Here is a 22,477-nt window from a genome sequence, read left to right as displayed (position 1 = left end):
TTTATTATTTTCTCTTTCACAGAAAAAACAGACTGCCGGATAATATTATCCGGCAGAATTTTACCGGTAGAGAATGGCTGTGCCGTGTAATTTATTATCACCACCGGCGGAAGTAATTTTAAAGGATGACGCACCTGATTCAGCGGCTTTCTTCTCAATTTTTCGGGTCAGTTCATCCAGCGTGGATGCGCCAGATACACTGACCACACCCATTTTTTGTGAATATTGTTCAGCGGCAAATGTGTTCATCGAAAAGGACGTGAACAGTACAGTAAATAATGCGATGTATTTGATCATAATATAGAACACCTCATTTGTTATTGATAAAACCGAACGAGGTAAATGTATCAGGAAATACTGGGGTGATTAATTCATGATTTTTTCATTCCCTTATGAGGAAAATTCAGTAATGAAGATTCAGGAATAACTGACAGAAGCGATATCAGACTGTACATCAACATACCAGAGCATTTACAGTATTATTAACAAAAAAATTAGCTGTCTTTCCCCAGGAGGGCATATGGATGATCTCAGAGCATTTTTGTGCATAGCCAGAGTACAGAGTTTTACCCGGGCTGCTGCGGAGATAGGGGTCAGCCCCTCAGCCCTCAGCCATACGATAAAAAACCTGGAAGACAGACTCGGCTACCGGCTGCTAACCAGGACAACACGGAGCGTCTCTCCAACTGCTGAGGGGGAAAGAGTCATACAGAGGCTGGGGCCACTTTACGAGCAGATAAATGATGAACTGGAAAAGCTCAGCGCCATGCGTGATTCACCGTCAGGTATCATCCGGCTTACAGGGTCGGATGATGCCATACAGTATCTTGTCCGCCCGATATTAAGTGATTTTCTGAAAAAATATCCTGATGTCAGTGTGGAAATCGGCATTGACTATGGTTTTACTGACATTGTCAGTGAACGCTTTGACGCGGGGATCCGTCTGGGTGAGTCGGTAGATAAGGATATGATAGCGACCCGCATCAGCCGTGACTGGCGATTGTGTGTTGTGGCAACCCCGGAGTATTTCCGGCAACATCCGATACCAGAGACACCGAATGAGCTTCTTAGACATAACTGCATCAATGTCCGGCATTCTGCCAGCAGTGGGGTTTATGCATGGGAATTCGAAAACAATAAACATCAGTTCAGCGTCAAGGTCAAAGGCCAGTATACCGCGAACAGTACGCTCCATCAGCTGGATGCCGCCCTGGATGGTATCGGTATTGCCTATCTGCCTGACTACCTTGTTTCCCCCTGGTTGCAGAATGGTCAGTTAACCGAGGTACTCACTGACTGGTGTCCATTTTTCCAGGGGTATCACCTTTATTACCCTCACCGCAGGCACGGCTCTCCTGCATTTATGGCTTTTGTAGAAGCCCTGCGGGGAAATTACCACAGGACAATGAGTGAGGCAGAGGGAGCCTAGCTTCATAACTCTTTTTATGTGTTCAGCCATACTGAGCGCAAAATCATCTTATTTATGCGGTGGAAGAGATTGGCGTGAACGCGGTAAATGTGTTGCTGGGTTTCGCGGCGCGCTACGTATCCGCCAGTTTTTCCTTAGGTAGCGGTTTATGGTTCAAAAATTCAATTCATTCAACAACCGCCGCTAAGAAAAACTTCACCCATTTTTTCCCATAATCCGCATAAGTCCATCCAGCGCCGGTTTGTAATTGCCGCACTTATGATAAAGCTCCCTGGCCTTGCCATACATTTTCGAACATTCTAATATTACGCCGATATTATAATTCGCCTTATAGGAGTTCACGCCTTCATTATTTCCCGGTTTCATCTTGGTACAGAGCAGGAACGTATCCACCGCCCGCTGAAGCTCGCCATTATTCATCAAAATCAAGGCTTTTAAAAAAATAAAATCCGTTGAATCAACACACTGTTCATATTGTAAAACAGATAGCGCCTTCTTGTACTCCCCCATATTAATCAGGGCGTAACCATAGCTTTCAATTAATATTTCACTATAGCTATAGAAAGCGTTTTTTTGCATAGCCAATGCGACTTCAAAACTTGACGCCGCTAAAGCATAGTTTTTATCCAGATAGTAACTCCGGCCTAACTGGTAATGTAAATAAGGCTCTTGCGGCGTTAAGGCAATTGCTTTCTGAAGCAGCGTGATATTTCTGGCCACTTTATTCTTGCTTAATAAAATTTCTTGTCGATAGCCGATATGGTTTAAAGAGATGGGCGTCATAAATCGGTTGGCGACAATGGATTTATGACCTTTAGGCACAATCTGTTCATGAATGATACCTTGATAATGATATAAATCCTTTCTGAACAAACGGCCAACCGGTTCTTTAACGACGCCAGCTTCCTCACCTTCATTAATATGATTGATTTGGATAACTCGGCCGATTCCCTGCGGGTTATCATTGAGCAAGCGGTGCAAATCAGCCATATCAAAAGGAATAATTTCTTCATCCGCATCAATAATCAATACCCAATCATACTTCGCAAACGATAAAGAGAAGTTCCTGGCGGCGGAAAAGTCGGATATCCATGCAAAATCATACACTTTATTGGTAAAAACTCCGGCAATAGCCTTGGTGTTATCCGTCGAGCCCGTATCCACTACCACAATATCGTCAAAATATTTAGCAACACCGCCAAGCGTATTTTCCAGATATTGACTTTCATTTTTAACGATCATGCAAACAGATATCATGTTTTTACCGTAAATTATATGGGTATCGACTGCAACGTAAGTAATATGCGTACTTCAATTACTCTCTACCAGCGCCATATGAACTAGGCGGGAACAAAATAAAGCACCGTCTCATCGGTTCCCTCGGTATAGTGTCGCAAATACAGCCGGTAATCAGAACGTATGGCCAGAACTTGTTCTGCCAGGTACCAAAAATCATTCGGTTTGTGATAAACGCAAATAGCCAATTTGGGATGATTGCGCAAAATAACGCCTCTTGCCCCGGCGATGGCATCTGATTCAGCCCCTTCGATATCCATTTTAATAAAGGTCACGCGATCTTTTATCACATTATCTAACGCATCAACATGAATAACGGTATCGCCGCTATCGCTGATTTTTGACGCTGAGGCGGTGCAATTAATATCAAAATTTAACCGTTGCGCGCAGTGCGATAATCCCGACTCATAAAAATTAACTCTCGGAAAATGGCTTAAATTTTCCCTGGCCAAAGCGAGAACGTTGGCATTAGGTTCAAACAGGTGAATACTATGGTAGTCAGGATAGTTTTCAGCAAAAATCAGGCTGCTCAGTCCATCATAACCGCCGGCATCAATAAACGATTCATTACTCAGACAGAGAAAATCCTCAAAATATTGATCTTTTACCCGATTTGTAAAAATATTCATTTGAGACAGATCGCGATATAGGCGAAACGTCACCAGACGGCGTAAGGTTTGGCGACTGAGATCGTCGCTCATTAATGAATAAAGCCAATTATATTTATCTTTATTTTCCCTATAGTCGTCAGCAAAACCGACCCAATGAGGGATATCCGGTAAAGCCAGCCCGGAATATTTCTGAAAAAAGAAATAATCGATAAAATCAATATTTTTTTCAGACAATTTTCTACTGACCGTTAACGGACTCATACAGGAGACGAAGATCACCATCGCACCATCTGGAACCATATCTAAACTATGCAGAACCGGCTTGCCCTGATAAATCGTATCCGTACTTGTTTCGTCAATAAACCCCGAAATGGAAATCAAGTCATTTATTTTTATAGCATAGTCATTACGACCAAAAACATACTTTTCTCGATCCGAGTAAATAAAATCATGACAAAATAAAAGCTGACTCTCATGTGGAACATATTTCTCAATTTCCATACGCACTCCTCAAATAATAAAGGTTTATATAATGCCAGCTCTATTTTTGCCTATTTGTCATCAATGATTACGCGTTCACGAATGAGGCTACTTTCATTGGCGCAGTGCAAAAATCGGATCCCCTCGCATGCCACATCTAAACCCATTACCATTTCGTTATGCTCACCGCGCAACGCCAAAGCAATATCTTCATAATAATTGGCAAAAGCCTCAATAAAACCAGCCGGATGTCCGGCTTTAAAACGGCAATAGCGCGCCTGATTAGCCACGCGGTTTTGGGGATGGGTGCGATCGACGATCCACGATCCGCCGTTTACATCGCTCATATGTAAAATTTCAGGATCCATCTGCAGCCATTTGGCCGAGCCTTTACTGCCAAAAATCCGTATTTTCAACCCGTTACGGTAGCCCAGCGCCGCTTTGCCATACCAGTAATTGCCTATCACCCCGCCGGTGTAATGGGCGATGCAGTTTACGGTATCGACAACATTGTCTATCTCGCCAAAAGCGCTGTTGACCGCATAAACGTCCAGAGCCTTTTCACCGATAAGAAAATTGACGATTTGGTGGACATGCACGCCTAAATCCAGGGAAACGGTCGGGATCGCACCATCTTTTTGACGCCAGCTTTGCGGTTTGGAGACCTGCCCCTGCAACGTATGCCGTAAAAAACCTTCCTGCGGCATTTCGACCATGATCTGAGAGATAGTTCCCAACTCCCCCTCTGCTATTCGCTGCCGCAGTTCCCTTATCATCGGGTAGCCCGTGTAGTTAAATGTCACCATCAGTTGGCCCTGCGCCGAAATAAGAGCACGATTAATCGCCTCAATATCTTCTACGCTGGCCGCCAGCGCCTTTTCGCAAATAACCGGCAGGCCCTGCGCTAAACTGGCAATAACGATATCGGTGTGCGTCGGCGTAGGGGTAAGCACCACCACCGCATCCAGCGCCCCTTTCTCCGCGGACAAAAAATCATCGACATTGCGATATAAACGCTCGGGAGCAACGCCCCAACTTTCGGCGGTCAATCGGTTTATTTCTTTATCGCGACTAAAACAACCGGCCGCCAGTTCAAAATGACCATCCATTTGACAGGCGATTTTGTGCGTCATGCCGATCGCAGAGTTAATTCCGCCACCGATAAAACCTAATTTTAGTTTAGGACGCGTTGCGGTCAGGCTCATGGCAGTCTCTCTGTTAGTCGGGAGTTAATGGTAAAGTGATTTTTCAAGGAAGGGGTATGCCGCAACATCAGCGTCTCATCGGCAAACTCTGAAAAAAGAATAGCCGCGCGGTCAAAGGGCGCGGCCTGCAAAGATTCGCCGCATTTTTTCAAGGGCACCGCGGCAATAATCCGACACTCTTCGTGCTGACACCGTAGCGAAAAATAGGTCGTGTCCTCAGCCGAGGATACCGTATGTCTGGCAATAAAACGCGCGATGGGGGGACGCTTCTCCGCTATTGGCAAGTCATGCCCGAGGAACGGAGCGGCAAACCACGCGGCGTAAGGTACGCCCGTCGCGTATTGGATCAGTAGGCTATATAAATCGCCTGGGCAACGACGGGTTAATTCGATTAGCCAGAAATCCTCCCCGGAGGCGATAAATTGCGTGTGAACCAGACCGTCGCACAGCTGCAAATCGGTAATAATGTGTTGAATACATTCACTGACCTGATTCTTAAGCGATTCGCTCATCTGAGCGCTTAAGCAGCTGCTATTGACCTGATATGGGTATACCGTGCAAAACTCATCGACGTAAAACTCACAGACGATGCGGCCATCGCGCACAAATGCGGAATGGCTGTGCAACCGCCCCCGCTTGAACTCTTCAATCACCACCTCGCCCGAGGTCGACTCCGCCAAAGCGGCATGGTAGGCCGTTTCCATCGACGCCGCGTCTTCAACCATGACGATACCGCGGCCGCTGTAGGCATCGGCGGGCTTAACCAGCACCGGAAAGCGTAGCTCTCCGGCCTGATGCAGCGACGTTACCGCATGCGGAATGGGCAAACCCTGACGTTTGGCATAGCGCCGAAACCGATCCTTTTTAAACAGAATATCCGCCGTATCGGGAGCATCAAAGCCTGGCAGCCCCAGATGCGCGGCGACATAGGCGCCGCTCAAATAGGAAACATCCGTTACGCCAGGCAATAACGCGGAAATATTCTCTTGCCGCGCCAGGGACATAACCCGATCTATTTGGGAATAATCCATTACGAAAGAACGGTGCGCGATTTGATGGCCGGGATCGCCGGCTTTGCCGCTGCACACGCCCACTATAGCGCCCAGGTCGACGGCGGCATGAATGATAGGGCCGGCGGAAAATCCGGCATCAAGAATCAGTGTATTAATGTATGACAAACTGCTCTCCAATATCTCATTACGTTATTTTCCGTACTTGTCCCATCATGAATGTAGCCGAGCGCAATAGATCATCCGCATTCCCTTAAGAGGCATGCTTACTACGCCGATTTATCCAGCAAATTTATCGCTACAGCCGGTATTCGATCGGTAATGAAGTTCTTGACCACGCTAATGACCTTATCCTGTTCCTCTTCCAGAAGCCCTGGATAAATAGGCAGACACAGCACCGAATCGGCGATATTCATAGCGACGGGAAGGTGCTCGCTCTGCGCGCTGGGAAGTCCGCGATACATGGGAAAGGTGCTGATAAGCGGGTAAAAATAACGCCGAGGCAAAATATTTTCCGCCTTCAGCGCATCATAAAGCGCGTCTCGAATTTCGGCATTTGCGCCATTAATAAAAATCGGGAAATAAGCATGATTCCACTTAACGTTCTCAGGCGCCGTGACCAAGCGAATGGCTGATATCTCCTGAAAAGCTTGCTTATAACGGGCGTAAATCTGCTGTCTTTCCTGCAACGCCCGGTCTATATGCTGCAGTTGCAGTAAACCAAACGCCGCCTGAACCTCGTTCATCTTTCCGTTAATGCCCGGCGCCACCACCGTGACTTCATCGGCAAAACCAAAGTTTTTCAGGTAGTCGATACGCTTTTTGGTTTTCTCATCGGGGCAGATAATGGCGCCGCCCTCTATGGTATTGAACACCTTGGTGGCATGGAAACTCAGGATGGAGAGATCGCCATGATTTAAAATACTGGCGCCATCTTCCGTCACCCCGAAGGCGTGCGCCGCATCATAGATAACCTTCAGGCCATAGATATCCGCTATCTGCTGAATACGCGCCACGTTGGCGGGAATGCCATAACAGTGCACGGGCAGTATCGCCGACGTCATCGGGGTAATCGCCCGCTCTATTTTTTCCGGATCGAGATTGCAGGTTACCGGATCGATATCGACAAATACCGGTTTCAGACCATTCCACAGCAACGTATGGGAAGTAGCGACAAACGAATAGGGCGTGGTGATCACCTCGCCGGTAATACGCAATGCCTGTAGCGCGGTCAGCAGCGCCAGCGTGCCGTTGGCGAACAAGCAGAGATGCTTTACCCCCAGATATTCGGCTAGCGACTGTTCCAACCGCTGATGGAAAGTACCGCCATTGGTCAGCTGTTTATTACTCCATATCTGCTCCAGATAAGGCATAAACTCTGCCAGCGGCGGAAGAAGCGGGCTGGTGACATAAATATTTTTTTTCACATCGCTCGACATAATTATTGTTATACCTTTTAAAGGATTTATGCGCGCTACCGCCCATGGCTCACCGCCGCTGAACGACCCGACTCCTGCAATAATTTCTTCTGATAAGAGGACGCGTTTACTCTTTAATAGAGAAACTCTTTGGTTCTTCCCCGTTACAATATATTTTCCATGCGGTTCTTAGCGCTTCTTCAAAATAGGTCGCCGGCGTTATGGCTCTACTCTGTTTATTGCCGGAAGCGCGCTTTCTCATACCCGCGCGGATCTGGGAAAGCCGAGTCAGATCATTCGCCCAGCCAAGCGCTTTTCTCACATATTCATCCGGCGAATAGGCGATAAATTCATCCAGGCCCCAGGTTTTCCCCCCGGAAACCCCCTGGCGGGAGGCCGCGGTTTTTCCCGCCAGCGTCAGCGTCGGCACGCCCATCCAGGCGGCGTGGTTGGTGGTGGTTCCCCCGGAATAAGGAAAGGTATCCAGCAAAATATCGACGTTATGGTGTAATTTTAGGTATTCGCCCATTGAGGTTCTTTTCTGAAAGAGCAGTTGTTCCGGCTTAACGCCGTAATCCGCCATTTTCTCCCGGATTTCCGTCTCCATATCCAAATCATCAACGGCGCCGATCAACATGCGGGCTGAAGGTAGCGCAACCAATATCTTCGCCCACAGCGCGTATACGTCATCGTTTATCTTATTCAGACGATTGAAATTACCAAAAGTAAGATAGCCATTTGACAATGCCGGTAGCGGATTAATCTCCGGACTCTCTTTTACCGGCTCGAATATTTGGGTAGACGGCAGATAAATCAGCTTTTCGGTAAACTGATCGTCCAATATTCCCGGATCGGCGAAATTATTATTGCAGAACCAATAATCCATCGCCGTTAACCCCGTGGTCCCCGGATAACCGATCCAGCCGATTTGTATCGGCGCCGGTTTATAGGCGAAAACGGGCAGACGATTGCCCTTGGTATGACCGGAAAGATCGAACAGGATATCGATGCCATCCCGATGAATCTGCTGCGCCAGCTCAATATCGCTCAGGTTGCACACCTTGGCCCAGCTAGCGCTCAGCGCATGCAGTTCCTGTGATTTGCCGTCATAGATTTCACTATTGGCATAGGCATACAGGCTAAAAGCGTCGCGATCGATATGACGCCAGATAGGCTCAAGAAAATTGGTCACCGGATGGTCGCGGAGATCCGCCGAAACAAAACCGATGCGCAATGGCCGGGACGGATCTTTGCTATTGTTCAATGGCAAAGAGATAGACGTTCTGCCGACCATTCGCTCCACCACCTCGCCATAACGGCGGTGGGCGAGCAATATCTCTTCTGGGGAGAGAGAAGCGACATGTAGCATGGTAAATAACATATTGCTGTATAAATGCGTCGCTTCAGGATTGATACCCACTACTTTCTGAAAATATTCCAGCGCCTCGGCCTGCCTACCCTGCCCGTCCAGATAGTGACCCAAATTATTCAATACACCTTGATGTTCTGGCTCAATCATCAGCGCTTTTCGAGAACATTTCTCCGCTTTGCTGAAATTACGCTTATTGCCATAAATAGAAGCAAGTAGTTGCCACGAAGCTCGACGACGAGGACTAACGCGTAACATCTTACGAATTAAGTTATCAGCATAAACCATATGGTTAAGATGATATTGAACGGTGGAAAGAACTTCGTAGACATCCCAGTAGAGCGGATTAAGAGACAACGCCTGTAACAAGGCATGCAGCGCACCATCCTGATCACGGGTCTCCACACAAACATTCACCATTGCATTCCAGGCATTGGCATTATGAGGCTGACTATCCACCAGCTGCTGTGCAATCTTACGCGCCTGCACGAAAGCACCTTGAGCAATCAGATCCTGCAATTGGGCATACTGGTTTTTAGGCAATGATACAAAATCGCCGTTCTTCACTACCTTGCCTGAGGCACTAGCAATATCCGTTGCCAACAAAGCGCCACCATCTTCATATTTGGTCGAATAAAACAACAATGCAGGAATATATTCAAGCGCGCGATCCCGAGCTAGCACAGCAATGCTCTGTTGTAAATAACTACGCCAGGCCGTCGCACAGCCCCACAATAGTCCATAGTCACGCAGCCGCGTCATCAGCGGGTAATCGGTATGAGAAGGAGCGCCGCCTTTTTGTCCAATAAAAGGCAAACTGGCTGATTCCCCTTCATCTAGCGTGAAGGCGCGGTGTTCATACCAGAAATTAACATAGCGGCAAACGGCATCAGCCTCACTGTATAAACGGTGATCTGTTATTACTCCCGGCAACAAAGCCAATGATGAAGCAGGCTGACGATTGTAGATACTGGTATTGAGACAAACATGAAGCCCCAGAACGCCTTTGCCAAATAGAAAACCGAGCGATTTAAGCACGGCCGCCTGATGATCAGGAGATTCTTCCTCCGGCGGACGCGAGTTATAGACCAATTGATCCAGCGACACGCTGTTGGGCCAGGCATCGCCCATGATATCCAGCAAATTATTTGCTAATGCATCCTGAGAGGTGAAAGTTGACCGCTCATCGGTCAAAAAATGCCCTGCACTTATATCTTTTTCAGTTATATAACGGCGAAAATTTCCCGCCCAATGAAAATCAGCCAGCCGCGCCAGATCCGGCACGGGCAGAATCTCCGCCGCGCGCGTCCGCGCCACCAGCAGGCTGTAACGATGTTTACGTCCGACGGCGAAGTCCAGATACTGCTGCTTTAGCAACTTATGCTCATAAGGACAAATGGTTTGATGGAGCTGCGCTACGTTATCGCTATAGTATTCGGCAAGTTCGGTATAGGGTTGCGCATCCCCCACCCAGGCCAGCCCCGACTCATTGGCTAACGTGAGAAAATCCATCAGATAACAGGGTTGGTTCAGCCCCTGATAGTAGTTCAGCGCCAAATCGACATCGGAAAGCGCTTTTGCCTGATCGATAAACTCCCGCAGCGCTGCTTGCAGCGGATTATCGTTATCCAGCCCCAGCGACATATAGATCAGCATGGCGCGCGCGCTGGCGTTTTGCGCCTCCGGCGTTTTCGCCAGAGAAAGATGCACCTGCAGCGCATCCTGCAATACTTCGGCGCTTTTCCAGCCGGGATAGGTGTTATAGCCGAAACATGCCACCCCCTGCGGCGACAGATGACGCTGACAAAACGCCAGCAGCGCGGTTCGGCTTTCGCCGCTGACCAGGCTGAATACTCCGCGCACCACAATATAGTCGAAGGCGCCGAGCTCGCTTGCCAACAGGGTGGGAAGATCCATCTCCGCCAGCGTCAGGTTAGGTAGCGGCTGTCGCGCCAGCCAGCGCTCGCCGTCCGCGATATCGCCACCGTTCAGATCGATGCCCACCGCCTGGGAATTAGGATATGCCAGCGCAAAAGGCCGCAGATTGGCGCCATTACCGCATCCCAGCTCCAATATCCGCGCCTTGGCGGGCGAAGGCGTCTGTACGCCATATAGCCAGGCGGCCGCCTGCAAACCTTGGGGGGAAAGATAATCCAGCGATTGATATATCGATTCGGACACGATAGAGGATGCCGCAACGCTGTTAGCATCTGAGGAGGACGGTAAGGTGGTAGACAAAAGCGAATATCCTTAGCATAAGTTGGATAAACAGATTTTGTTTAACATAACAAAGAGAGGGCAACGATAATCCACTGATTAGTGGTTTATTACTGGCTTAAATCAGGGGTTAACACGCGATATAAAGCGCCATCAAGCCCAAAAGCAGCCACCTGCTGGCCACTCGGGCTCCAGATGCAAAAAGCCCTGCCGAAGCAGGGCTTGAAACAGAACGATGAGCCGGCAATTAGCCTTGCAGCAGCGTCAGAGCGATCTGCGGTACGGCGTTGGCCTGCGACAGTACGGAAGCACCGGCCTGTTGCAGAATCTGCGCCTTACTCATGTTCGACACTTCGGTCGCGTAGTCGGCGTCCTGAATACGGGACTGCGCGTCGCTCAGGTTGGTCACGGTGCTGTTCAGGTTATTGATAGTGGATTCCAGACGGTTCTGGATAGCACCCAGCCCGGAACGCTGTTCGTCGGTAGTAGCAATGGCGGTATCAATAGTTGCCAAAAGATCACCTGTACCGCCGGTTAACGAAGTTACATCGATGGACAACGTCCCTGCCGTTACAGCTTCCAGACCAAACGTAATCGTCTGACCATCCTTGCTACCGATTTGCAGCGTGACCGTGTTATCAGCGGCCAGCAAACTGGTATCATTGTATTGGGTGTCATTGGCGATACGAGCAATTTCTGTCAGACGAGCAGTGATTTCGTCTTGAATGGAAGAGAGGTCAGAAGTAGAGTTGGTGCTGTTACCCGCCTGAACCACCAGCGTACGGATGGACTGCAGGTTTTCGTTGACTTCGTCCAGCGCGCCTTCGGCGGTCTGCGCCAGAGAGATACCGTCGTTGGCGTTGGTGGCAGCCTGATTCAGACCGTTAATGTTGGACTGCAGACGGTTGGCGATCGCCTGACCGGCGGCGTTATCTTTGGCGCTGTTGATCTGCAGGCCGGAAGACAGACGTTCGATAGCCTGACCCAGTTTGGACTGGGAAGAGTTCAGGTTGTTCTGAGCATTCAGAGAAATGCTATTAGTTAATACTGAAATTGCCATAAGTAGGTTCCTTTTATCCACCCAGCGAAAACCGGATGCTCAAAATTAAAGGTTCAGGCCGAATTGCCTACGGTGTCAACCACCGTCACTGACATGTATCGGCACCCCTGATTCAACCTTTAGCTATTTCGTTTAAAAATTTTTCCGCCGCCGGGCGGTAATAAGACCCGCCTATTTATCTATAATATAGGCTGTTTTATTTATCGCTACGCCGCCGACCCGCTACTGAAACGGAGATAAGCAGAAAGCCGTAAACTTTTACCGCGCCAGGCCGATAACGGAAAAACGCACTCCTTAAGATCGATTAATGAAAGGACATAGATTATGGCATCAGTTACCGCTTCACTGGGCGTGGGTTCCGGGTTGGACCTGACCTCCATCCTTGAAAAACTTCAGGCTGTTGAAGATCAGAAAGTAACGGTGATCGAAAATAAGCAAACGGCCTATACCAATAAGACCACGGCCTATAATACGCTAAGCAGCGCGCTGGGAACTCTATCCACCGCGGCAGAAGCGCTGACCGACACGTCTCTTTACAACAGTAAAATCACCTCCACCAATACGGCGTTTTCTACTACCGCTACCTCGGATGCGACGGCCGGCAGCTACAGCGTGTATGTATCCCAGTTGGCCACCGCCCAGTCGCTGGTTAGCGGTACGCAAAGCGATAAAAGCAGCGCGCTCAGCAGTTCGGACAGTACGCTAACCATTACCGTAGGCGATACCACCAAAGAAATCAGCCTGACCGCCGATCAAACCAGCCTTAACGGGCTGGTGAGCGCCATCAATGGCGCCGGCGCCGGCGTGACCGCCAGCGTGATCCAGTCCGGCGACAGCAGCTATCAGCTGGTGCTTACATCCGACGACACCGGCGAAGCCTCCACCATGACCATCAGCAGCACTGACAGCACGCTGAATGATATTATCGGCTACGACAGCAGCTCAAGCTCCGGCGCCATGACCCAGGCCGTCGCCGCGCAGGACGCCATTCTCACCGTTAACGGCGTGACCGTAACCCGCAGCAGTAATACCGTTACCGACGTGCCTTCCGAAGGGGTGACCCTGACGCTGACCGCCGTCTCCACCGCCGCGGAAACGCTGACCGTCAGCGCCAGCAACGATGATCTGACTACAGCGATTCAAACCTGGGTGGATGCGTATAACAGCCTGTTAAGCACCTTTACCACGCTGACGGCGTATAATGAAGAGTACGCCACCGACGACGACGACAGCACCAATAATGGCGCGCTGGTAGGCGATTCGCTGCTGCGCGGGGTGAAGAACAAGCTGAAGTCCCTGCTCAGCTCCGGGCAAGACAATGATACCTTTCAGGTGCTGAGCCAGTTGGGAATATCCGTAAACGTCATCGATGGTACGCTTTCCATCGACTCAAGCGAATTAAGCACCGCGCTGAGTGAAAATGCGGACGACGTTAAAGCGTTTTTCATCGGCGACGGCACCAGCACCGGGCTGGCCACGCAGATGGTCTCCACCATTGGCACCTACACCGATGACGATGGCCTTATCGATAACAAATTGGATGGCATTACCGAAATCCAGGAAAAGCTGACGGAAAAGAAAACCGCGACTGAAGCGCGTATTGAAGCCATAATGGCGCGTTATACCAAGCAATTTACCGCTTTGGACGTGCTGGTTTCCGAGCTGGATTCCACCAGTACCTATCTGACCAACGTTTTTGAACAAATGAGCAGCAGCGACTGATTATGACGACGATGATCTACGGAACCCAGGCCTATGCTCAGGTAGGCCTGCAAAGCAGCGTGATGAGCGCCAGCCCCCACCAACTGATTACCATGCTGTTTGAAGGCGCGATCAGCGCCCTGGTGCGGGCGGGAATACATATACAGCAAAAAGAAACGGTGGCTAAAGGCAAAGCCATTACCAAAGCGGTTAATATTATCAGCAACGGGCTGCTGGCCAGCCTGGACCGGGAAAAAGGCGGCGATCTAGGCGATAATCTGGCCGCGCTGTATGACTATATGATACGTCGGTTGCTGCATGCCAACCTGCATAACGACGAGCGGGCAATAGACGAAGTGCTGGGTTTATTGCGCGGTATCGCCGATTCATGGAAACAGATATCGCCGGATGCCGCCAATACTGCTCAACCCGTATAATGACGCTGGCAGTTTATGGCCAGCTTTAACCATAATAATGCAGTTTAGCGTTAGCTGATGATAGACCGAATACCATTGGACGAATGATTGTTTGTCCTAAAATTTTATCTTGAGATCACATTGATGAATGCCAGCGAACCGATACTATCCCTGTACCAGCAGTTGCTTGCCTTAAGTAATGAGTGCTTATTGCTGGCGAAACAGGCCGAATGGGATAAATTAATTGAGTTTTCACACCGCTACGTCACCACGGTAGAGAAGCTTTCCCATATCAACGAAAATAACGCCGTCGAATTAACCGAGGAAGAACAGCAAACGGTCAGAATCGTTCTGCAACGCACTTTGCGTAACGAGCAAGAGGTCAAAATATTGTTGCAGGCAAGAATGCGTGACTTAAAGGGACTGATGAACATTTCATCCCAACAGCATTCGGTTAACTCCGCCTATAACAAATTTTCCGATCGAAAATCGATATTGACCGGAAAAATAATCGATGAATAACGGCGCTGAAAAACAATGAATATCGGCTCGCAGCCGCGGAAATTACCTATGGTCGCGCTTATATAATTTCCATTGCTCGATAAACTCGCCGCTCGGCAACAGGCACTTGGTGCTTTTGCCGCTAGCGTTTGTCGATTTGATGGTTACGACCTTTCCGCCTTTCTTCTCGCAATACGCCGCAGCCAGGTTTACTATCTCGGATTTGGATGACTGATTGCCGGCGGCCATGCAGCCGGAAGAGAAAGTAAGGGCTAGACATACCGCTACGGTTTTTTTTCCTATCATCCATCGTTCCTCTTGTTGTGGAGCGGAAAAAAGTATCAACCTACACGTTCATACTCATGATGTCCTGATAGGCGGTCACCAGCTTATTGCGCACCTGGATGCCCATTTGCATCGAAACCGAGGCCTTTTGCAGATCGACCATCACGTCATTTAGCGCCACGCCGGACTTGCCCAGCGCAAAATCTTGCGCCTGCGTACGAGCCGCCTGTTGCTGACCGCTGATCTTATCCAACGCCGATTTCATCTCCGCCGCGAACCCTGCGCCCATTGGAGCCGGGGTTTTGGTTTCGCCGCCCGCAGCCTGAAGCGCCGTGGCCTGTAATTGCGCCACCGCAGAAGCTATGCCTTCCACCGCCATTTTTCACTCTCCGAATAGATAAATTACCAGCGAATAACATATCAGAATCAAAGAGGTTCTAAGCCGTTAAATAGCTATGAAACACCCGGCTAATTCGGCAATCAAATTTTCCGCCCCGAGGAAATAATGTAAAACCACGCCGTTTGGGTGACATTCATTTTAATGCGTATCGGGCATTGCTCATCTTGGAGTTTGTTTTGTTATCAACAATCATTATCAATTTGTCAATTTCTAGCAGGGAATACGAATGAGCACCGTGAAAAGCAGTTTGAACGCGGCTAACAAAAACGGATTTACTGCCATGTTTTCCTCTTTGCGCGCTAATCCCAAAATTCCATTGTTGGTTGCTGCCGCTGCAGCGCTCGCCATTGTTTCCGCATTGATCTTATGGGCACAGACCCCCGATTACCGGGTGCTATATAGTAACCTGAACGATCGTGACGGCGGAAGTATCGTCGCCCAGCTTGGACAAATGAACATTCCTTACCGCTTCGCCGACAACGGCGGCGCGCTGCTGATCCCTGCCGATAAAGTACATGAAACCCGCCTGCGCCTGGCGCAGCAAGGGCTGCCTAAAGGCGGCGCCGTCGGTTTTGAGCTACTCGACCAGGAAAAATTCGGCATTAGCCAATTCAGCGAACAGGTCAACTACCAGCGCGCGCTGGAGGGAGAGCTGTCGCGCACCATCGAGACCCTGGGACCGGTGGTGAACGCGCGCGTTCATCTGGCCATCCCCAAGCCGTCGTTGTTTGTTCGTGAACAGAAATCCCCGTCCGCGTCGGTAACGCTCAATTTGCAACCGGGCCGGGCGATGGACGACGGGCAGATCAACGCCATCGTCTATATGGTCTCCAGCAGCGTCTCCGGTTTACCCCCTGACAACGTCACCATCGTCGACCAAAACGGGCGCCTGTTGACCCAGTCCGACAGCAGCGGCCGCGACCTAAATACCGCGCAGCTGAAATTTACCGCCGAGATTGAAAATCTTTATCAACGTCGGATTGAATCGATCCTGACGCCGGTGGTCGGCCTCGGCAATGTTCATGCGCAGGTAACCGCCCAGCTTGATTTCTCCAGCCGGGAACAGACCGACGAGCAATACCAGCCTAACCAGGCTCCGAATCAGGCCGCGGTGCGATCGCAACAAAACAGCAACAGCGAGCAGCGGGGCAACGGCATGGTCGGCGGCGTGCCGGGCGCGTTGTCGAACCAACCGGCTCCTGCGCCGACCGCGCCGATAACGGCGCCGGCCAATAACGCCAATGCCAATAACGCCAACAACGCGAATGCCGGCAATGCGCAGAATAACGCCAATACCGCCAATACCAACGCGACGGCCGCGCCCTCCAGCTCGCGGAACGACTCCACCATCAATTATGAAGTCGACCGCACCATTCGCCATACCAAACAGAGCGCCGGTTCACTTCAGCGTCTATCTGTGGCCGTGGTGGTCAACTATCGCCAGTCGGAAGACGGTAAACCCGTCGCATTGACGGATGAACAGGTTAAGCAGATCGAATCGCTTACCCGCGAGGCGATGGGCTATTCCGCCGAGCGCGGGGATACGCTGAATATCGCCAATACGCCGTTCACCCAAACGGATAGCAGCGCGGGCGAACTCCCCTTCTGGCAACAGCAAAGCTTCTTTGACCGCTTGATGAACGCGGGACGCTGGCTGCTTGTCGCCCTCGCCGCCTTTATCCTGTGGCGGAAGCTGCTGAAACCGCTGATGAATAAAAACCAGCCGAACGCCGAGAATGCGGCGGTCGCGGCGGCGGAGCCAAACGGCGATGCCGATGTCATTGTGAAATTGAGTAAAGATGAACAAGAACAGCAGAAACGTTCTCAACAGAGAGTCAGCGCCGAGCTCCAGAGTCAGAAAATACGCGACCTGGCGGAAAATGACCCTCGGGTTGTTGCGCTGGTAATCCGTGAATGGATGGGGAGTGAAGTATGAGTCTGACCGGAACGGAAAAGAGCGCGATTCTGCTGATGACCATTGGCGAAGATAGGGCCGCCGATGTGTTTACCCACCTCTCAACCAGAGAGGTCCAGCACTTAAGCGCGGCGATGGCCAGCATGAGGCAGGTATCGAATCAGCAGTTGACCGAAGTATTAAAAGAGTTTGAAATTGATGCCGAACAGTATGCGGCGCTGAGCATCAATGCCGGTGATTACCTGCGTTCGGTGTTGATCAAAGCATTGGGCGAAGAGCGCGCCTCCAGCCTGCTGGAGGACATTCTGGAAAGCCGCGAAACCACCAGCGGCATGGAAACGCTCAACTTTATGGAGCCCCAGAGCGCCGCCGACCTTATCCAGGAAGAGCATCCGCAGATTATCGCCACCATTCTGGTGCATCTGAAGCGCGCGCAGGCGGCCGATATTTTGGCGCTCTTCGACGAGCGTCTGCGTAACGACGTCATGCTGCGCATCGCCACCTTTGGCGGCGTGCAGCCCGCCGCGCTGGCGGAACTGACCGAAGTGCTGAATGGGCTGCTGGACGGCCAGAATCTCAAACGCAGCAAGATGGGCGGCATCCGTACCGCGGCCGAGATTATCAACCTGATGAAAACCCAGCAGGAAGAAGCCGTTATTGACGCCGTGCGCGAGTTCGACGGCGAACTGGCGCAGAAAATCATTGATGAAATGTTCCTGTTCGAAAATCTGGTGGATGTGGACGACCGCAGTATTCAGCGTCTGTTGCAGGAAGTGGAATCCGAATCCTTGCTCATTGCCCTGAAGGGCGCCGAAGAGCCGCTGCGCGAGAAATTCCTCAAGAATATGTCGCAACGCGCCGCCGAAATTCTGCGCGACGATTTGGCGACTCGCGGTCCGGTGCGCATGTCTCAGGTGGAAAGCGAGCAGAAAGCCATTCTGCTTATTGTCCGCCGTTTGGCCGACAGCGGGGAGATCGTGATTGGCGGCGGCGAGGATGCCTATGTCTGATGCATTGAAAGCGATGAACTGGCGCCCGTGGTCATTACAAGATCTCTCCTCGCACGAGGAGGCGTATGCGCATCCAGCATCGGCGGCGGATAATGCCCCGCCGCCCGCCGGCGACGCGCCATCCGTTACCGAAGAGGATTTGGCCGAGCTGCGCGATCGGGTAGAGAAAAAAGCGCGGCAAACCGGATTCACCCAAGGGCAGCAGGAAGGTTATAACGCCGGCCACCAGCAAGGACTGGAAGAAGGACGGAAGCAAGGGCGGGAAGAAATTCAGCAGCAGCAAACGCCGATAGTTGCCCAATTACAGCAAATGGTGACTGAATTTCAGCAGACGCTGGACGCCTTGGACACGGTGATTCCCGCACGCCTGATGCAGCTGGCGCTAACCGCGGCCAAACAGATTATCGGCCAGGCCCCCGCCTGTGACGGTACGGCGCTGATCAGCCAGATTCAACAATTTATTCAGCAGGAGCCGATGTTCAGCGGTAAACCCCAGCTGCGGGTGCATCCCGCCGATCTGGCGCTGGTGGAGAAACATCTCGGCGCCACGCTCAGCGCGCACGGGTGGAATTTATTAGCTGACAATCAGCTACATCCGGGCGGATGCAAAGTCAGCGCCGAAGAGGGCGACCTCGATGCCAGCCTGGCAACCCGCTGGCGTGAATTGTGCCGCCTGGCGGCGCCGGGAGAGTGACGATGACATCCCGCCTATCCCGCTGGCTGACGACGATTGATGCCTATGAAAAGCGCATTGCCGGCACGCCTTCGGTTCGACATTACGGCAAGCTGGTGCGCGCCACCGGTCTGGTGCTGGAAGCCACAGGGCTACATCTTCCGCTGGGCGCGACCTGCCTGATAGAGCGTCAGAACGGCAGCGAAACTAAAGAGTTGGAAAGCGAAGTCGTCGGCTTCAACGGACAGAAACTTTTCCTGATGCCGTTGGAAGAAATGGAGGGGATCACCCCCGGCGCCCGCGTTTATGCGCGCCAGTCGGCGGACGGCAGTACGCAGGGAAAACAGCTGCCGTTAGGGCCTGGCCTGCTGGGACGGGTGCTGGACGGTACCGCCAAACCGCTTGACGGGTTGCCCGCTCCGGAGACCGGCTATCGGGCGACATTAACCTCCGCGCCGTACAATCCTTTGCAGAGAACCCCGATAAGCAACGTGCTTGATGTCGGCGTTCGGGCGATCAACGCGCTATTGACCGTGGGCCGAGGCCAGCGAATGGGGCTGTTCGCCGGCTCCGGCGTGGGGAAAAGCGTACTGCTCGGCATGATGGCCCGTTATACCAAAGCGGATGTGATCGTCGTCGGCCTCATCGGGGAACGCGGCCGGGAAGTTAAAGACTTTATCGAGAACATCCTCGGCGAGGAGGGTCGTTCCCGCGCGGTGGTGATCGCCGCGCCGGCGGACGTATCGCCATTATTGCGGATGCAGGGGGCGGCTTACGCCACGCGAATTGCAGAAGACTTCCGCGATCGCGGCCACCACGTATTGCTGATTATGGATTCACTTACCCGCTACGCGATGGCCCAGCGTGAAATCGCACTGGCGATAGGCGAACCTCCGGCCACCAAAGGCTATCCGCCCTCCGTTTTCGCCAAATTACCCTCATTGGTGGAAAGGGCCGGTAACGGCATCAATGGCGGCGGCTCCATCACCGCCTTCTATACCGTGCTGACGGAAGGCGACGACCAGCAAGACCCGATCGCCGACGCCGCCCGGGCTATTCTCGACGGCCACATCGTGCTGTCCCGGCATCTGGCCGAGGCGGGCCACTATCCCGCCATCGATATCGAAGCCTCGATTAGCCGGGCAATGACGTCACTGGTAGAGGAAAAGCACTACGCCACCGTGCAACAGTTTAAGCAGCTGCTTTCCAGCTATCAGCGCAACCGCGATTTAATCAGCGTGGGCGCTTATGCCGCCGGCAGCGATCCGCTGCTCGATCGCGCCATTCGCCTCTATCCCAACATGGAAAAGTTTTTAAAACAGGGAATTTTCGAACGTTGCAACTATGAGGATGCGCAGAATCAGCTTTTTGCTCTGTTTTCTTCCGGCGATATAAGCTGATGGATTTTTTTGACGTTAATTAATTGGATTAGTCTGAATATTTCACTGTGGGGTCGGATGAAAACGCAATCACCGTTGGATACATTACGCGATTTAGCCAAACAGGAAGCTGATGACGCGGCGGTACTGCTGGGAAAAGTGCGCCAGTCGCATCTGAACGTGCAAAAACAGCTGGAGATGTTGCTCGACTACGAAACAGATTACCGTCAGCAGTTACAGTCCACCATGAGCAGCGGTATTAATTCCGCTAACTGGTATAACTATCAACAGTTTTTGCTCACGCTGGAAAAAGCGATAGAGCAGCATCGGAAGCAGCTGGCGCACTGGAACCGGCAATTACAACAGGCTACCCAAACCTGGCGGACCAAATACCAAAGGCTGAATGCGTTTACCACCCTGCAGGATCGTTCGGCGCAAAAAGCTCTGCTCTATGCCAACCGCCAGGATCAGAAACTGATGGACGAGTTTGCACAACGAGCCTCACTGAGGAAGCATCCATGAATCTTTCCAGCGTCAGTAACGTTGTCATCAATAACAATACGTCGACAGCGTCGTCGTCCGCGCGCCAGTCTGAATCCGGCGGCGCCTTTGAACAGATGCTGTCAGCGCGCCAAGATGCGGCGCCATCCACAGAAACCGCATCCGCGGGCGATGGCGCGACACGTCCTGCCGATAATCAAGAATCTGCCGAGTCCGCCTCCGCAGACGGCGACGCGGCGGCTCAAGAGACCGCAAAGAACGCCTCCGCACAGCCATCTCCCAAAGAACCGCCGGCGGATAAAACGGCGGCCGTGCCGGATAATGCGGATACGGCCGATAGCACGGCGGAAATAGACGCCGCCGCAACCGATCCGACGGCCGAATACGCCGGATTAAAGAATACGCCGGCGGCGGATAAAGAAAAAAACATCGCCCCAAAAGAGGATATCCAGGCGGCGCCGGAGGATCTCGCCGGGCCGGTCGACAGCGCCGTACTGCCAAGCGCTCAGGAGACCACCGACCATCAGGACGAGAGCGATATCTCCGACTATGCGCCGGATGCCGCCACCCAGTCACTGCTGGCGATGTTGAACCAGGCGCAGACAATAAAAGCCGACGCGGCGTCTGACGCCGTATCCCGCGCTCCGGATAACGCATTGACGCCGACGCCATCCGCTGCGGCCGCCTTAACGCTCGCCGCCGAGCCGGCGGCAACGGACGCGGCTGCGCAATCGGATAGCCCTTTAACCGCGATCGCCGCGGATGACGACGGCCGTCAGCTCAATCGTGCGGACGCCTCGACCGGCAAGAAAATCGAGTTCGTCGTTGACGACGGCGCCGATGGCGACAGCGCCGCCGGCAATAGCGCCATCGCGACCGCCGCAGCCAGGAATATCGAGTCTGCCGCCGCGAACAGCGCCAACAACGCATCGCCGTCGATCGCCGCCCCTTCCCATGCATTATCCGCGGCAGCCCAAACGGCTACACAGCAGGCGGCCGGCGCCGTGACGACTTCCAGCGCCATGCTGAACGCGCAAGTGGGAAGTGAAGGCTGGCAACAGTCGCTCGGCCAGCAAATTGTCATGTTCGCCCGCGACGGTCAGCAGAACGCCAAACTTCGTCTTCATCCGGAGGAGCTAGGCTCTTTACAGATAAACCTAACGCTGAACAACGATAACGAAGCTCAGATCCATTTTGTGTCGGCGCACAGTCAGGTTAGAGCGGCATTGGAAGCCGCCCTCCCTCATCTGCGCACGTCGCTGGCGGAAAACGGTATTGATTTAGGGCAGGCCAGCGTGGGCGGCGAGTCGTCGCAGAGCTGGACAGAGGAGCGGCAAACGTCAGATTCAGGCATTGCTCAGGCCTCCGAGGGCATGTCGGCAGACGGCTTGACGACGACGTTAAACGTGCCGACATCCCTGCAGCAAATGGCTTCCGACATTACCGGGATTAATATCTTCGCTTAGGATGCCGATAAATACGCAAGCTAGCCTCATTTTCCTTGTCTATTCTTCCTATTGATGGAGGAAATAGACGGGATAATCGATCTTGGGTTAAATGAGGTCGGTGATGTCTTTTTCATGCCATCTTTCAAATACGTA

Annotated in this window: 20 protein-coding genes; 10 read left to right on the top strand and 10 right to left on the bottom strand. The window is 51.9% G+C overall.

Going from position 1 to position 22,477, the window contains the following annotated elements:
- Nucleotides 1-60 precede the first annotated feature (60 nt).
- Nucleotides 61-297 (bottom strand): YdgH/BhsA/McbA family protein, encoded by a 237-nt coding sequence (locus VSX58_RS19970; RefSeq protein WP_327619629.1) that lies wholly within the window; start codon nucleotides 295-297, stop codon nucleotides 61-63.
- A 223-nt stretch (nucleotides 298-520) separates the two neighbouring features.
- Here VSX58_RS19970 and VSX58_RS19965 point away from each other — a divergent pair, with 223 nt between their 5' ends.
- Nucleotides 521-1,429 (top strand): LysR family transcriptional regulator, encoded by a 909-nt coding sequence (locus VSX58_RS19965; RefSeq protein WP_327619628.1) that lies wholly within the window; start codon nucleotides 521-523, stop codon nucleotides 1,427-1,429.
- A 195-nt stretch (nucleotides 1,430-1,624) separates the two neighbouring features.
- Here VSX58_RS19965 and VSX58_RS19960 read toward each other — a convergent pair whose 3' ends face one another.
- The 7 genes from VSX58_RS19960 to VSX58_RS19930 form a co-directional block, all read right to left on the bottom strand.
- Nucleotides 1,625-2,686: a glycosyltransferase gene (locus VSX58_RS19960; protein ID WP_327619627.1), complete on the bottom strand. Its 1,062-nt coding sequence runs from the start codon at nucleotides 2,684-2,686 to the stop codon at nucleotides 1,625-1,627.
- Nucleotides 2,687-2,769: 83 nt separating this feature from the next.
- Complete coding sequence (locus VSX58_RS19955) at nucleotides 2,770-3,837, bottom strand: FkbM family methyltransferase (protein ID WP_327619626.1); 1,068 nt, start codon at nucleotides 3,835-3,837, stop codon at nucleotides 2,770-2,772.
- 50 nt (nucleotides 3,838-3,887) lie between these two features.
- Nucleotides 3,888-5,021 (bottom strand): Gfo/Idh/MocA family protein, encoded by a 1,134-nt coding sequence (locus VSX58_RS19950; protein WP_327619625.1) that lies wholly within the window; start codon nucleotides 5,019-5,021, stop codon nucleotides 3,888-3,890.
- Nucleotides 5,018-6,199 carry an ATP-grasp domain-containing protein gene (locus VSX58_RS19945; RefSeq protein WP_327619624.1) on the bottom strand — a complete coding sequence of 394 codons (1,182 nt, stop codon included), beginning with the start codon at nucleotides 6,197-6,199 and terminating at the stop codon, nucleotides 5,018-5,020. Before VSX58_RS19945 ends, VSX58_RS19950 begins: the two co-directional genes overlap by 4 nt.
- Nucleotides 6,200-6,300: 101 nt before the next feature.
- On the bottom strand, nucleotides 6,301-7,470 hold the full coding sequence (locus VSX58_RS19940) for a DegT/DnrJ/EryC1/StrS family aminotransferase (protein WP_327619623.1): 1,170 nt from the start codon (nucleotides 7,468-7,470) through the stop codon (nucleotides 6,301-6,303).
- Nucleotides 7,471-7,576: 106 nt separating this feature from the next.
- Nucleotides 7,577-10,999, bottom strand: a complete 3,423-nt coding sequence (locus VSX58_RS19935) for an O-linked N-acetylglucosamine transferase family protein (RefSeq protein WP_327619622.1) — start codon at nucleotides 10,997-10,999, stop codon at nucleotides 7,577-7,579.
- Between the two features lie 283 nt (nucleotides 11,000-11,282).
- A complete protein-coding gene (locus tag VSX58_RS19930) occupies nucleotides 11,283-12,095 on the bottom strand; it encodes a flagellin N-terminal helical domain-containing protein (protein WP_327619621.1) in 813 nt (270 codons plus the stop codon).
- Nucleotides 12,096-12,419: 324 nt separating this feature from the next.
- Between VSX58_RS19930 and fliD the strand changes: the two genes are divergently transcribed.
- The 3 genes from fliD (at nucleotide 12,420) to fliT (ending at nucleotide 14,734) form a co-directional block, all read left to right on the top strand.
- On the top strand, nucleotides 12,420-13,817 hold the full coding sequence (gene fliD, locus VSX58_RS19925) for a flagellar filament capping protein FliD (protein ID WP_327619620.1): 1,398 nt from the start codon (nucleotides 12,420-12,422) through the stop codon (nucleotides 13,815-13,817).
- Between the two features lie 11 nt (nucleotides 13,818-13,828).
- On the top strand, nucleotides 13,829-14,233 hold the full coding sequence (gene fliS / locus VSX58_RS19920) for a flagellar export chaperone FliS (protein ID WP_407654903.1): 405 nt from the start codon (nucleotides 13,829-13,831) through the stop codon (nucleotides 14,231-14,233).
- Nucleotides 14,234-14,356: 123 nt separating this feature from the next.
- Complete coding sequence (fliT, locus tag VSX58_RS19915) at nucleotides 14,357-14,734, top strand: flagellar protein FliT (RefSeq protein ID WP_327619618.1); 378 nt, start codon at nucleotides 14,357-14,359, stop codon at nucleotides 14,732-14,734.
- A 42-nt stretch (nucleotides 14,735-14,776) separates the two neighbouring features.
- Here fliT and VSX58_RS22535 read toward each other — a convergent pair whose 3' ends face one another.
- Both VSX58_RS22535 and fliE read right to left on the bottom strand, forming a co-directional pair.
- Complete coding sequence (locus tag VSX58_RS22535; protein WP_349825811.1) at nucleotides 14,777-14,962, bottom strand: DUF333 domain-containing protein; 186 nt, start codon at nucleotides 14,960-14,962, stop codon at nucleotides 14,777-14,779.
- 97 nt (nucleotides 14,963-15,059) lie between these two features.
- Nucleotides 15,060-15,377, bottom strand: coding sequence for a flagellar hook-basal body complex protein FliE (fliE, locus tag VSX58_RS19910; protein ID WP_327619617.1), 318 nt, complete (start codon nucleotides 15,375-15,377; stop codon nucleotides 15,060-15,062).
- Nucleotides 15,378-15,624: 247 nt separating this feature from the next.
- Here fliE and fliF point away from each other — a divergent pair, with 247 nt between their 5' ends.
- From fliF to VSX58_RS19880, 6 genes are read left to right on the top strand one after another with little or no spacing between them, the layout of a single operon-like run.
- Nucleotides 15,625-17,334: a flagellar basal-body MS-ring/collar protein FliF gene (gene fliF / locus VSX58_RS19905; RefSeq protein WP_407654901.1), complete on the top strand. Its 1,710-nt coding sequence runs from the start codon at nucleotides 15,625-15,627 to the stop codon at nucleotides 17,332-17,334.
- Nucleotides 17,331-18,323 (top strand): flagellar motor switch protein FliG, encoded by a 993-nt coding sequence (gene fliG, locus VSX58_RS19900; RefSeq protein ID WP_327619616.1) that lies wholly within the window; start codon nucleotides 17,331-17,333, stop codon nucleotides 18,321-18,323. The genes fliF and fliG overlap by 4 nt, the downstream gene beginning before the upstream one ends.
- Complete coding sequence (gene fliH / locus VSX58_RS19895; RefSeq protein ID WP_327619615.1) at nucleotides 18,316-19,017, top strand: flagellar assembly protein FliH; 702 nt, start codon at nucleotides 18,316-18,318, stop codon at nucleotides 19,015-19,017. Before fliG ends, fliH begins: the two co-directional genes overlap by 8 nt.
- A 2-nt stretch (nucleotides 19,018-19,019) precedes the next feature.
- Entirely contained in the window at nucleotides 19,020-20,396 is a 1,377-nt protein-coding gene (gene fliI, locus VSX58_RS19890) for a flagellar protein export ATPase FliI (RefSeq protein WP_327619614.1), read from the top strand.
- Between the two features lie 57 nt (nucleotides 20,397-20,453).
- Nucleotides 20,454-20,897, top strand: a complete 444-nt coding sequence (gene fliJ / locus VSX58_RS19885) for a flagellar export protein FliJ (RefSeq protein WP_327619613.1) — start codon at nucleotides 20,454-20,456, stop codon at nucleotides 20,895-20,897.
- Entirely contained in the window at nucleotides 20,894-22,342 is a 1,449-nt protein-coding gene (locus VSX58_RS19880) for a flagellar hook-length control protein FliK (protein ID WP_327619612.1), read from the top strand. The genes fliJ and VSX58_RS19880 overlap by 4 nt, the downstream gene beginning before the upstream one ends.
- Nucleotides 22,343-22,477: the final 135 nt, after the last annotated feature.

The sequence above is a fragment of the Brenneria populi genome, from assembly GCF_036016195.1.
GTDB lineage: Bacteria > Pseudomonadota > Gammaproteobacteria > Enterobacterales > Enterobacteriaceae > Brenneria > Brenneria populi.
The sequence above is the reverse complement of the archived record's forward strand: the minus strand, read 5'-3'. Positions and strand labels throughout refer to the sequence as shown.